The organism is Luteimonas sp. A649 (genome assembly GCF_054072735.1).
The window spans coordinates 211,702-223,858 of the sequence record NZ_JBSVRQ010000002.1 but is presented as its reverse complement, the minus strand read 5'-3'; the positions used below and the strand labels follow the sequence as shown (position 1 = coordinate 223,858).

Genomic DNA, 12,157 nt, shown 5'->3' with positions numbered 1-12,157 from the left:
GACGCAATCGCGGCTATAGCCGCTCCTACAAAGGGGCGGCGTGGCTCTGGCCCGCCGTCCTACAATGTGGCGCATGAACGATTTCAACGCCGTCCGCGACTACCTGACCGACTTGCAGGACCGCATCTGCGCGGCCATCGAGGGCGCCGACGGCGCCGCCCGCTTTCACGAGGATGCCTGGACCCGCCCGCCCGCGGCGGAAGGCAGCGCTGGAAGCCCCCTGTCGGGCGGTGGCCGCACTCGGATCCTGCGCGACGGTGCGGTGTTCGAGCAGGCCGGCATCGGCTTCTCCGACGTGTCGGGCACGCGACTGCCGCCCTCGGCCACTGCGAACCGGCCCGAGCTTGCCGGCGCCTCCTGGCGCGCGGTGGGCGTCTCGCTGGTGTTCCATCCACGCAATCCCTACCTGCCCACCACCCACGCCAACGTCCGCCACTTCCACGCCGAGCGCGACGGCGAGACCGTGGCCTGGTGGTTCGGCGGCGGCTTCGACCTCACGCCCTTCTATCCCTTCGACGAGGACGTGCTGCACTGGCACCGCACCGCGCGCGCGCTGTGCGAGCCTTTCGGCGGCCAGGCGCGCTACGACGCGCACAAGGCCTGGTGCGACGACTACTTCTTCATGAAGCACCGCGGCGAGACCCGCGGCGTCAGCGGCCTGTTCTTCGACGACCTGCAGGACGACTTCGAACGCGACTTCGCCTACACGCGCGCGGTCGGCGACGGCTTCCTCGATGCCTGGCTGCCAATCGTGGAGCGCCGCAAGGCGATGCAGTACGGCGAGCGCGAGCGCGACTTCCAGCTCTACCGCCGCGGCCGCTACGTCGAGTTCAACCTGGTGGTCGACCGCGGCACCCATTTCGGCCTGCAGTCGGGCGGCCGCACCGAGTCGATCCTGATGAGCCTGCCGCCGCTGGCGCGCTGGGAATACGGCTTCCAGCCCGAAGCCGGCAGCGCCGAGGCGCGCCTGGCCGACTACCTGCGGCCACGGGACTGGTTGGCGGAGCTGGGTTGAGGGAGCGCTTTTTTAGCCACGGATTTACGCGGATAAGAGCGGATCAAGCAAAGGCGAAAGCTGAAGCTGAAACTAAAGCGAAATGGTGGAGCAAAAGCGGGAATGCTGGCCGCGCTGCACGCGAGCGTTAGCCACCCAGCCTGCGCCATCCGCTCTATCTGCTTATCGCTCTATCGCTCTATCCGCGTCTATCCGCGCAAACCCGGGGCAAAACGCCCTGCTCTACCTGCCCCGACGCTTCAGCGCGCATCCTTGCGCGGCACCACGGTGATGGCGCCGTCGACTTCGAGGGTCACGAGCGCGGCGTCCGATACGTCGGCGAGGCCGTTGCTGCGCAGGGCCTCCTGGACATCCCGCGCGCTGATGTTCTGCGCACGCAGCACGCGCTCGAAAAGCTCGCCGTCACGCGCCAGCATCACCGGGGAGCCTTCCACCAACCTGTCGAGCCGGCGGCTGCGCGCTGTCACGAAGCCCACCGCCCAGTTGCAGGCGATCAGGGTGGCCGCAAGGATCAGACCGCCCAGCAGCGAGAAGTCCTCGCCGATCAGCGAGTTCTGCACCGCCGTGCCCAGCAGCACCACCACCAGCAGGTCGAAGGGCGTGAACTGCCCGACCGTGCGCTTGCCCGACAGCCGCAGCATGAACAGCAGGATGAAATAAACAAGCACCGCGCGGAGCACGAACTCCCACCACGGCATGGCCAGCTCGAACATCCCGGACATGACACCTCCCTGCAACGACGTGGGGGAAGTGTCGGCTCGCGGATGGTGAAGGGCGCGGGAAGAGCGTTTTGGCCACGAATTTACGCGGATAAACGCGAATCAAGCAAAGGCGGGCAATAAAAAGCCCCGCTGGCAGGGGGGGCCGGCGGGGCTGGAGAACGGGGCTCGGGGAGAAGCCGTCGTTCCGGGGTCGATCAACTCCAGGGGAGGGGAGGTGATCTGCGACAGACCTTGCATCTGTCACGGGCTATATGACCATCGCGTACATGGATGGTTCGTGAAGATCAGCGTTAAGTTTTTGTTGGATTCAGCCGCCGTTTACCAGCATCCGACGGACGGTTGCGGCGTCGACATTCCTGAATACTCAGTGCGCCTGTTCCCAGTTGTCGCCGACGCCGCTGTCCACCAGCAGGGGCACCCTCAGTTCGGCCGCCGCGGTCATCCGCGCCACCACCTCGGCCAGCAGGGTATCGACGAATCCGGCCTCGCACTCGAACACCAGTTCGTCGTGCACCTGCAGGATCATCTGCGCGCGATCGGCGTGGTCGGCGAGCCATCCGTCCACCGACACCATGGCGCGCTTGATGATGTCCGCGGCCGTGCCCTGCATCGGCGCATTGATCGCGGCACGCTCGGCGCCGGCACGCTGCGCCTGGGTGCCGCGGCTGATGTACTCCAGGTAGAGGCGGCGGCCGAAGACGGTTTCGACGTAGCCCTGCTCGCGCGCCTGCACCCGCGTGCGCTCCATGAAGTCGCGCACGCCGGGATAGCGCGAGAAATACAGCGCGATGTAGTCCTGCGCCTCGCCGCGCGAGATGCCGAGGTTGCGCGCCAGTCCGAACGCTCCCATGCCGTACATCAGGCCGAAGTTGATCGCCTTGGCGGCGCGGCGCTCGTCGCCACTGACGTCGTCGATCGCGCGGCCGAAGACCTCCGCCGCGGTGGCGCGGTGGATGTCGGCGCCGGCCTCGAACGCGGCCACCAGGCCGGCGTCCTGCGAGATGTGGGCCATGATCCGGAGTTCGATCTGCGAGTAGTCGCAGGCCACGATCTTCCGCCCCGGGGGCGCAACGAAGGCGGTGCGGATGCGGCGGCCGTCCTCCGTGCGGATCGGGATGTTCTGCAGGTTGGGATCGCTCGATGCCAGGCGACCGGTGGCGGCGCCGGCCTGCTGGTAGCTGGTGTGCAGGCGGCCGGTGTGGGGATTGACCATCTCCGGCAGCTTGTCGGTGTAGGTGCCGCGCAGCTTGGCCAGGCTGCGGTAGTCCAGGATCACGCGCGGCAGCTCGTGCAGGTCGGCGATCGCCTCCAGCGCCTCCTCGTTGGCCGAGGGCTGGCCTTTGGGCGTCTTCACCAGGGTCGGCAGGCCGAGCTCGTCGTACAGCAGCGCGCAGACCTGCTTGGGGGAATCGAGGTTGAAGCTGCGCCCGGCGAGCGCAGTGGCGCGTTGCTGCAGCTCAAGCATCCGCCGCCCGAGCTCCGCGCCCTGGCGGCGCAGTTCGCCCGAGTCGAGCAGCACGCCGTTGGCTTCCACGCGCGCCAGCACCGGCACCAGCGGCATCTCGATGTCGCGGTAGACCGGGGCCAGGCCCGGCTCGGCCTCCAGCCGTTCGGAGAGCACGCGGTGCAGGCGCAGGGTGACGTCCGCGTCCTCGGCCGCGTAACGCGTGGCGTCGTCGATGGCGACCTGGGAAAAGGGGATCTGCTTGGCGCCCTTCCCGGCCACGTCCGCATAGGCCACGGTCTGGTAGCCGAGCTCGCGCCGGGCCATCGAGTCCATGTCGTGCCGCGCGCGGCCGGCGTCGAGCACGAAGCTTTCCAGCAGCGTGTCGTCGCCGTAGCCGGCGACGTCGATGCCGTGGCGGCGCAGCACGTGGAGGTCGTACTTGCCGTTCTGGCCGACCTTGCGCACCGAGGCGTCCGTGAGCAGCGGGCGCAGCATGTCCAGCGCCAGCGCGCGATCGAGCTGGGCCGGCGCGCCCGGGTAGTCGTGGGCCAGCGGAAGATAGGCGGCGTGCCCGGGCTCGCAGCAGACACTGATGCCCACCAGGTTGGCGCGCAGCGGGTCCAGGGAATCGGTCTCGGTGTCGAGCGCGAACAGGCCGGCTGCCCGCAGGCGCGCGATCCAGGCGTCGAGCGCCGGGGCGTCGAGGATCGTTTCGTGCCGTCCGGGCGCGGCCAGCGCGGGGTCCAGCGCGGCGTCCGCCGCGGTCGGTGCCGGGGCAACGAAGCCCGTGCCCGGACGCGCGATCGTGGCGCGCGCGGGGACCACGCCGCTGGCGTTGCCGCCGTCGAGTTCCTTCAGCGCCTGCACGAAGCCGTAGCGCTGGTACAGGCCGCGCAGGATCTCGACGTCCGGGTCGCGCAGGCCAAGGTCGGTGGCACCGACCTCGAGTTCAACGTCGGTGCGGATGGTCGCAAGCTCCCGGCTCAGCGGCAGGCGTTCAAGCGCCGCGCGCAGGTTGTCGCCGACCTTGCCCTTGATCTCGCCGGCCGAGGCCATCACCCCGTCCAGGCTGTCGTAGGCGGCCAGCCATTTCGCCGCGGTCTTTGGTCCGCACTTCTCCACGCCGGGGATGTTGTCGACGCTGTCGCCCATCAGTGCCAGCAGGTCGACGATCTGGTTTGGGCGCACCCCGAACTTCGCGATCACCGCGTCGTCGGAATCGGTGCGGCTGCCGCTCATGGTGTTCACCAGGGCCACGCCCGGGCGCACCAGCTGGGCGAAATCCTTGTCGCCGGTGGAAATGGTGACGTCGATGCCCTGGCCTGCCGCCGCCAGCGCCAGGGTGCCGATGACGTCGTCGGCCTCCACGCCCGGCACGCGCAGGATCGGGATGCCCAGCGCCTCGACCACGTCGCACATCGGCTGCACCTGGAGGCGCAGGTCGTCGGGCATCGGCGGGCGGTTGGCCTTGTATGCGGGATACAGGTCGTCGCGGAAGGTCTTGCCGGGCGCGTCGACCACGAAGGCGACGTATTCGGGCCGCTCCTTCAGCGTGGCGCGCAGCATGTTGACCACGCCGAACAGCGCGCCGGTGGGCTCGCCCTGCGCGTTCGTCAGCGGCGGCAGCGCGTGGAAGGCGCGATAGAGATAGGAGGATCCGTCGATCAGTACCAGGTGCGTCATGCCGGGATTCTACGTCGTCGCCGGCAGTGGCCGCGGCGGCTGGCGCATAATCAGCGCCTGCCCCACGGGAGACCCCCATGAACCGTTTCGCCGCCGCGCTCGCTGCCGCCCTGATGCTTGCCGCCTGCGCCACGTACGGTGGAGCCGGCGAGGAGATCCCGGATAACGCCGTTGAAACCGTCCGCACCGAGCCCAACGGCGACATGGTTACCGAGTTCCGGGTCGACGGCCGCCTGCGCGCGCTGCGCGTCCAGCCTGCACGGGGCCCGACCTACTACCTGTTCGACCGCAACGGCGACGGCGTCGTCGACAGCGCGCGCGATGGCGTGTCTCCGGTCTACTTCAAGCTGTTCGAGTGGAACTGATCACGCCACCCGGCCACGACCACGGCCACGACGATGCCGGCTCCGGCCTGAAGAAGCGCCTGCGGCCGCTGCTCACCACCTGGCTGACCGGGCTGCTGGCGGTCCTGCCGCTGGTGCTCACCCTGGTGCTGCTCGGCTGGGCGGTGGGCATCGTCAACGGCGTCCTGGGTCCCAGCAGCCTGTTCGGGCGCTCGTTCACCGTGTTCGGCGCCTGGTTCGCAGCGCACCCGATGGCGGCCTGGCTGCTGGGCACGCTGCTGACCCTGGTCCTGGTGTACCTGCTCGGCCTGCTGGTGCAGTCACGGCTGAAGGGCCCGTTCAAGGCCCTGCTCGACAACACCATGCGCCGGATCCCGCTGGTGGGCAGCGTGTACGCGCTGGCGGAGCGCTTCGTCTCCGTGATCGGGGACCGGCAACAGGCCGACATCGGCGCGATGAGTCCGGTGTGGTGCTTCTTCGGTGGTGACGGCGTGGCCGTGCTCGGCCTGCTGCCGAACCCGGAGCCGATCGAATTGCAGGGCCGCATGTATCTCACGGTGCTGGTCCCGACGGCGCCGATCCCGGTGGGCGGCGGCCTGCTGTACGTGCCCGCCGAGTGGGTGACGCCGGCCGAGATCGGCATCGACACCCTGACCAGCGTCTACCTGTCGATGGGCATCACCGCGCCCAGGCCGGGCAGTACGACAGCGCGTGATAAAATGCAGGCCCCCGTTGGGGAGTAGCCTGCTTCCTTGATCGAGGAAGCGTCCGCGTCAACATGCTCGGCAGCACCTGCCGTGGCGCGCGACACCATCCAGGTTGGCGAGACCATCGGTATGCAGGCGCAGCAGGGTTCGGGCGCGCCGGCATGCCGTCGTCCGCGCGCCCGGCCCTGGACAGCACATGCACCCCCTATCGATCCTCATGCTCGGCATCGCGATGTCGACCGACGCCTTTGCCGCGGCCGTGGGCAAGGGCGCCGCGATGCGCACGCCGCGCCTGCGCGATGCTCTGCGCGCGGCGATGGCGGTCGGCGTGGGCCTGGCCTTCCTCGAGGTCAACATCCTCGTGGTCGCCTCGGTGATCGGCCTCACCACCTTCGTGATGGTGACGCTCGGCATCCTGCTCGGACGCGTGCTCGGCGCGATGGCCGGGAAGCGCGCGGAGATCGGCGGCGGCGTGCTGCTGGTGCTGATCGGCGCCTTCATCCTGTTCGAGCACCTCACCGGCGCCGCCTGACGCACGCCCGCGCCCGCACCTCCGGCGCGCGGGACTCCTAGGCGATGTTGCGCAGCCGGTCGAGGACATCGTGAGGATGATGCGCTTCTGCGACGAGCAACTACCTGCCGCAGTCACTGGCATGTTCGCTGCTGTTCTACGGCTATGGCCTGGCCCTGTGGGGCAAGCTGCCGTACGCCGGCCTGATCGCCGTGGCGCTCGCGATCTACGCCCTGCAGATGGTGTTCAGCCGCTGGTGGATGGACCGCTTCCGGTTCGCACCCATGGAATGGGCGTGGCGCACGCCTGACCTGTCTCGAGCCGCAGCCGATGCGGCGCGACCGCCGCGAAGCTTGACCTGCGGAGGCCGGCCCGCGGCGCGGCCGATTTGCTACCGTGGCCTGCCGTGTTCCCGGCTGTTGCCAAGGTGATGCCCATGCGCAGATTCCATACGCTTTACATGCCGGCGTTGCTGGCCGTCGGCCTGCTTGCCGCATGCGGCGGGCAGGATCCGTCGACGAGCGCTGCTCCCGCCGCCGGTTCCGACGCCCAGGCGACGCGGTATTCCGCGGCGCAGTTCTTCGAGACCACCAGCTTCAGCATCGCCCCCGCCAGCGGCCTGCCATTCTCGCCCGACGGCACGTCGCTGCTGGTCTCGTCCGACCGGACCGGCGTGTTCAACGCCTACGCGCTGCCGGTGGACGGCGGCGACCCGGTGGCATTGACCGCCTCCACCGACAACACCGTGTTCGCCGCCAGCTACCTGCCCGACGGGCGGATCGTGGTGGCCTCGGACCAGGGCGGCAACGAGCTGACACACGTCTACATCCGCGAGGCCGACGGCACGCTGCTCGACCTGACGCCCGGTGACAACGTCAAGGCCTCGTTCTTCGGTCTCGACCCTGACGGCAAGACCCTGTACATCAGCTCGAACGCGCGCGACCCGAAGGCCTTCGACCTGCTCGCCTTCGATACCGGCACGCTGCAGGGAAAGACGGTCTTCCGGAACTCGGGCGAGTTCTATCCGTCCGATGTGTCGCGCGATGGCCGCTGGCTGGCGCTGGAGAAGCCCAACACCTCGGCGGATTCGGACGTGTACCTGGCCGATCTGCAGGGCGGGGGTGCGCCGGAGTTGATCACCCGGCACACCGGGAACATCGCGTACGGCAGCTACGGTTTCACGCCCGATTCGACCGCGCTGGTGCTGGCCACCAACGAGCATGGCGAATTCAACCAGGCCTGGACCCATGACCTGGCCAGCGGCGAGCGCACGCCGCTGGTGCAGGCCGACTGGGACGTGATGTCCGTGACGTGGTCGCCGTCGGGGCGCTATCGCGTATCGGCGATCAATGCCGATGCCAAGGGCGAACTGACCCTGCTCGACACGCAGACCGGCCAGCCGGTGGCCTTCACGGGCCTGCCGGACGGCGACATCGGCGGCGTGCGCTTCTCGCCGGACGAGGCCCGCGTCGCCTTCACCGTGGCCTCCGACACGTCACCGTCCGACGTGTTCGTCGCCGACCTTGCCGACGGCAAGGCGCGCCGGCTGACCCACGCGCTGAATCCGGCGATCGACGAATCGCAGCTGGTCGAGGCGAGCATCGTCCGCTACCCGGGCGAAGGTGGCGTGCAGGTGCCGGCGGTGCTGTACAAGCCGCGCGGCGCCAGCGCGGCCAATCCCGTTCCCGCGGTGGTGCTCGTGCACGGCGGGCCGGGCGGGCAGACCCGCCGCGGCTACTCCGCGATGACCCAGCACCTGGTCAACCACGGCTATGCGGTGCTCGGCGCCAACAACCGCGGCTCGTCCGGCTACGGCAAGACCTTCTTCCACATGGACGACAAGGCCCACGGCGAGGCCGACCTGCGCGACATCGTGGCCGGCGGCGACTGGCTGCGCGCGCAGGACTGGGTCGCCAGCGACCGGGTCGCGGTGATGGGCGGCTCCTACGGTGGCTACATGACGGCCGCCGCGCTCGCGTTCCATCCCGAGGCGTTCGAGGCCGGCATCAACATCTTCGGGGTGACCAACTGGGTGCGCACCCTGGAATCGATCCCGGCCTGGTGGGGCGCGCAGCGCGATGCGCTGTTCGACGAGATGGGCGATCCGGCGACCGACGCCGAGCGCCACCGCAGGATCTCGCCGCTGTTCCACGCCGGCAACATCGTGCGTCCGATGCTGGTGGTGCAGGGCGCCAATGACCCGCGCGTGCTGCAGATCGAGTCGGACGAACTGGTCGCAGCGGTGCGCGCCAACGACGTGCCGGTCGAGTACGTGCTGTTCCCCGACGAAGGCCACGGCTTCCTCAAGCGCGAGAACCGCATCACCGCGCAGGAGGCCTACCTGGAGTTCCTCGACGAGCACGTCGGCGGGACGAAGGAGGCCGCCACGGCGCAGTGATGCGTTCCGCCGGGCCGGCGCCCTCGATGTCGGTGACCACCCCGCCGGCGAAGTCCGACCCCTTGCTACCGCGGCCTCAGGCGGCCACTGCCTGCCGCGCGTACAGCCCGCTGTCGAACATGTAGCGGTGCTTGCGGTAGATCAGCGCTTCCACGTCCGCGTCCAACTCGTCGTCGACGCGGCCGTCGTAACCGGTGCGGTTGACGTGCGGGAAGGGGAATGCGGCACCGGGCTTCAGGAACGGCGCCACGGCGCGCGGGAACGCCTCGCTCAGTGCTTCGTAGCGGACCAGCTCGACGTTGCCGGGCAGCTGGCCGTCGACCAGGAAATAACCTTCCTGCGGCGTCTCCTTGCGGTGGTAGCCGGCGCGGGCGGCGAAGTCGCGCAGGTCGCCGGAGGTGCGCTCCAGCAGCGCCGGGTTGCCCTTCTCGCGCTCGCGCACGTCGGGCCGCTTCATGTAGTGGTAGTGCGAGTATTCCAGCGTGTACGGATTGCGGATCACGGTCACGATCTTCTCGAAGTCGTGGATGGTCCGGCCGTCGATGGCGTGCACGTAGTCCAGCGCTTCGGGCAGCGTGCAGTGCCGCTTGATGTCGGTCCGCGGGTGCATGCCCTCGATGCCAAGCGGCGCCAATTCGAGATCGGCATCGGCATGGCAGTTCCAGGCCGGCCCCTGCAGGTTGTGGATCAGGTAGTCCGAACAGCTCGACCCGCCGGTCTTGCCGATGTGGATGAACATCATCCGGTCATTGAAGATCATGCGCGCCCTGGTCAGCGGATCCGAAGCGTCGAAGCTTAGCGCAGGCTGGCGGGGGCTCGCGATTCACGCGGCGTGCAAAGCAGGGAAGGCAGCATGTGCAGTGGACGACGCACCACGGATCCCCCCCATGTTCGGACGCGAGCGGCGCAAGCCCCAATCCCAAGCCCAGGCCGCGCTCCGTGCCGGGCTGACCCCTGCACAGTCCAAGGCGCTGGACACGCTGGAACATTTCCAGTGGACGCTGAGGTTCGTGCGCCGGCCGATGTTCCAGGATCCGATCCCGGTGGTGTTCGACCGTACGGGCGAGCGCTGGGCCGTGCTCGAGCCCGACGGCTCGCTCAACGAGTCGCCGGGCTTCCGCCTGCGCGAGTGAACGCCCTCAGGCCGGCTGCAGCTTGGCGTAGGCCAGCACCAGCCACTTGCTGCCCGCGCCGTCGAAGTTGACCTGCACGCGGGCATGCGCACCGCCGCCCTCGATGTCGGTGACCACGCCGCTGCCGAAGCTGGCATGGACCACGCCCTGGCCCACCGCGATGCCCGGCGTCTCCTCGACCACCGCGTGCCCGTAGTCGCGGCGCGGCGCCTGCGGGTAGCGCGGCCGCGACACCTGCACCTTCGGCCGCACGTCGTTGAGCAGCGCCGGCGGGATCTCGCGCAGGAAGCGCGAGGGCATGCCGTACATGTCCTGGCCGTGCAGGCGCCGGGTCTCGGCGTGGCTGAGCACCAGCTTCTGCCGCGCACGGGTGATGCCGACGTAGGCCAGGCGCCGTTCCTCTTCAAGGCGACCGCTTTCGTCGATCGAGCGTGCGTTGGGGAACAGGCCCTCCTCCATGCCGGCCAGGAACACCAGCGGGAACTCGAGCCCCTTGGCGCTGTGCAGGGTCATCAGCTGCACGCCGTCCTCGCCGGCCTGGGCCTGGCCTTCGCCGGCCTCGAGCGCGGCGTAGGCGAGGAACGCGACCAGCTCGCCCATGGCCGCGGTTTCGTCGTCCTCGCCGCGCACGAAGCGAGACGCCACCGACACCAGTTCGTCGAGGTTGTCGACGCGTGAATCCAGGCTGCCCTTCGACTCCCGCGCGTAGTGCTCGCGCAGGCCGGAGCGCAGCAGCACATGGTCGATCTTGTCCTTGAGCGGCAAGTCGCCGAGCTCGCCTTCGATGGCATCGACCAGCGCGTGGAAGGCCGCCAGCGCGTTGCGCGCACGCCCTGCCAGGCCGCCGCCCTGCGCGCAGCGCAGCGACGCCTCCCACAGCGACACGCCATCGGCGCGGGCGCGCATGCGCACCTCGTCCAGCGTGCGTCCGCCGATGCCACGCGTGGGCGTGTTGACCGCGCGCTCGAAGGCGGCGTCATCGGCGCGGTTGGCCACCAGCCGCAGGTAGGCCAGGGTGTCCTTGACCTCCGCGCGTTCGAAGAAACGCACGCCGCCATACACGCGGTAGGGTACCTGCGACTGCAGCAGCTTCTCTTCGATGATCCGCGACTGCGCGTTGCTGCGGTAGAGCACGGCACAGTCGCCGTGGCTGCCGCCGTCGCGCACCCACTCGCGGATGCGGCCGACGATGTAGTCGGCCTCGTCGATCTCGTTGTAGGCGGCGAACAGGTCGATCGGATCGCCCTGCCCGCTGTCGGTCCACAGGCGCTTGCCCATGCGGCCCGGGTTGTGCGCGATCACCGCGTTGGCGGCATCGAGGATGGCGGCGGTGGAGCGGTAGTTCTGCTCCAGGCGGATGGTCTGCGCGCCCGGGAAGTCCTGCAGGAAGCGCTGCACGTTCTCGACCTTGGCGCCGCGCCAGCCGTAGATCGCCTGGTCGTCGTCGCCGACCACGAACACCTGGCCAGCGTCGCCCGCCAAAAGGCGGATGAAACCGTACTGGATGGCGTTGGTGTCCTGGAACTCGTCGACCATCAGGTGCGCGAAGCGCTGGCGGTAGTGCGCCAGCAGCACCGGCGTATCACGTAGCAGTTCGTGCGCGCGCAGCAGGATCTCGGCGAAGTCGACCAGCCCGGCGCGGTCGCAGCGCTCCTGGTAGAGCGCGTAGGCCTTGAGCATCACCGAGCCCCACTCGTCCTGGCCGTCCTGGATGTGCGCCGGGCGCCGGCCCTCGTCCTTCTGCGCGTTGATCCACCAGGCGATCTGCCGCGGCGGGAAGCGCGCCTCGTCGAGCTCCAGCTGCTGGACCACGCGCTTCACCATGCGCAGCTGGTCGTCGGAGTCGAGGATCTGGAAGGCCTCGGGCAATTTCGCGTCCTGCCAGTGCAGGCGCAGCAGGCGGTGGGCGAGGCCGTGGAAGGTGCCGATCCACAGCCCGCGCGCGCCATTGCGCAGCAGCGCGTCAGCGCGGTGCCTCATCTCGGCCGCGGCCTTGTTGGTGAAGGTGACCGCGAAGATGCCGTGCACCGGCACCCCGAAGACCTCGTTCAGCCAGGCGACGCGGTGGGTGAGCACGCGGGTCTTGCCGGAGCCGGCACCGGCGAGCACGAGGTAATGGCCGGGCGGTGCCGACACGGCCTCGCGCTGGGCGTCGTTGAGGCCGTCGAGCAGGTGGGAGACATCCATCGCGCCATTT

The 12,157-nt window shown here is 69.2% G+C and carries 10 protein-coding genes and 1 pseudogene; 7 read left to right on the top strand and 4 right to left on the bottom strand.

Annotation, left to right across the window (positions count from 1 at the left end):
• The first annotated feature begins 73 nt into the window (after positions 1 to 73).
• Positions 74 to 1,015, top strand: coding sequence for an oxygen-dependent coproporphyrinogen oxidase (gene hemF / locus ACW5E8_RS10520; RefSeq protein WP_456965477.1), 942 nt, complete (start codon positions 74 to 76; stop codon positions 1,013 to 1,015).
• A gap of 239 nt (positions 1,016 to 1,254) precedes the next feature.
• Here the strand turns inward: hemF and ACW5E8_RS10515 are convergent, their stop codons facing one another.
• Positions 1,255 to 1,737: a DUF421 domain-containing protein gene (locus ACW5E8_RS10515; protein WP_456965476.1), complete on the bottom strand. Its 483-nt coding sequence runs from the start codon at positions 1,735 to 1,737 to the stop codon at positions 1,255 to 1,257.
• Positions 1,738 to 2,101: 364 nt separating this feature from the next.
• Positions 2,102 to 4,867, bottom strand: coding sequence for a DNA polymerase I (gene polA / locus ACW5E8_RS10510; RefSeq protein WP_456965475.1), 2,766 nt, complete (start codon positions 4,865 to 4,867; stop codon positions 2,102 to 2,104).
• A 77-nt stretch (positions 4,868 to 4,944) separates the two neighbouring features.
• Here polA and ACW5E8_RS10505 point away from each other — a divergent pair, with 77 nt between their 5' ends.
• The 5 genes and pseudogenes from ACW5E8_RS10505 to ACW5E8_RS10485 all read left to right on the top strand — a co-directional run bounded on the left by ACW5E8_RS10505 (position 4,945) and on the right by ACW5E8_RS10485 (position 8,827).
• Positions 4,945 to 5,232 carry a DUF2782 domain-containing protein gene (locus tag ACW5E8_RS10505; RefSeq protein WP_456965474.1) on the top strand — a complete coding sequence of 96 codons (288 nt, stop codon included), beginning with the start codon at positions 4,945 to 4,947 and terminating at the stop codon, positions 5,230 to 5,232.
• Positions 5,223 to 5,954, top strand: a complete 732-nt coding sequence (locus tag ACW5E8_RS10500; protein WP_456965473.1) for a DUF502 domain-containing protein — start codon at positions 5,223 to 5,225, stop codon at positions 5,952 to 5,954. Before ACW5E8_RS10505 ends, ACW5E8_RS10500 begins: the two co-directional genes overlap by 10 nt.
• Before the next feature lie 160 nt (positions 5,955 to 6,114).
• The gene (locus ACW5E8_RS10495; RefSeq protein ID WP_456965472.1) at positions 6,115 to 6,450 is read left to right on the top strand and encodes a manganese efflux pump; all 336 of its coding nucleotides are present in this window, start codon (positions 6,115 to 6,117) and stop codon (positions 6,448 to 6,450) included.
• Between the two features lie 101 nt (positions 6,451 to 6,551).
• Positions 6,552 to 6,860 (top strand): annotated as a pseudogene (locus ACW5E8_RS10490) (DUF418 domain-containing protein); the annotation flags it as partial.
• Positions 6,861 to 6,865: 5 nt separating this feature from the next.
• On the top strand, positions 6,866 to 8,827 hold the full coding sequence (locus tag ACW5E8_RS10485; protein WP_456965471.1) for a S9 family peptidase: 1,962 nt from the start codon (positions 6,866 to 6,868) through the stop codon (positions 8,825 to 8,827).
• Between the two features lie 76 nt (positions 8,828 to 8,903).
• Here ACW5E8_RS10485 and ACW5E8_RS10480 read toward each other — a convergent pair whose 3' ends face one another.
• A complete protein-coding gene (locus ACW5E8_RS10480) occupies positions 8,904 to 9,587 on the bottom strand; it encodes a hypothetical protein (protein ID WP_456965470.1) in 684 nt (227 codons plus the stop codon).
• A 127-nt stretch (positions 9,588 to 9,714) separates the two neighbouring features.
• Here ACW5E8_RS10480 and ACW5E8_RS10475 point away from each other — a divergent pair, with 127 nt between their 5' ends.
• Positions 9,715 to 9,960 (top strand): hypothetical protein, encoded by a 246-nt coding sequence (locus ACW5E8_RS10475; RefSeq protein WP_456965469.1) that lies wholly within the window; start codon positions 9,715 to 9,717, stop codon positions 9,958 to 9,960.
• A 6-nt stretch (positions 9,961 to 9,966) separates the two neighbouring features.
• Here ACW5E8_RS10475 and uvrD read toward each other — a convergent pair whose 3' ends face one another.
• Entirely contained in the window at positions 9,967 to 12,147 is a 2,181-nt protein-coding gene (gene uvrD / locus ACW5E8_RS10470) for a DNA helicase II (protein ID WP_456965468.1), read from the bottom strand.
• Between the last annotated feature and the right edge of the window lie 10 nt (positions 12,148 to 12,157).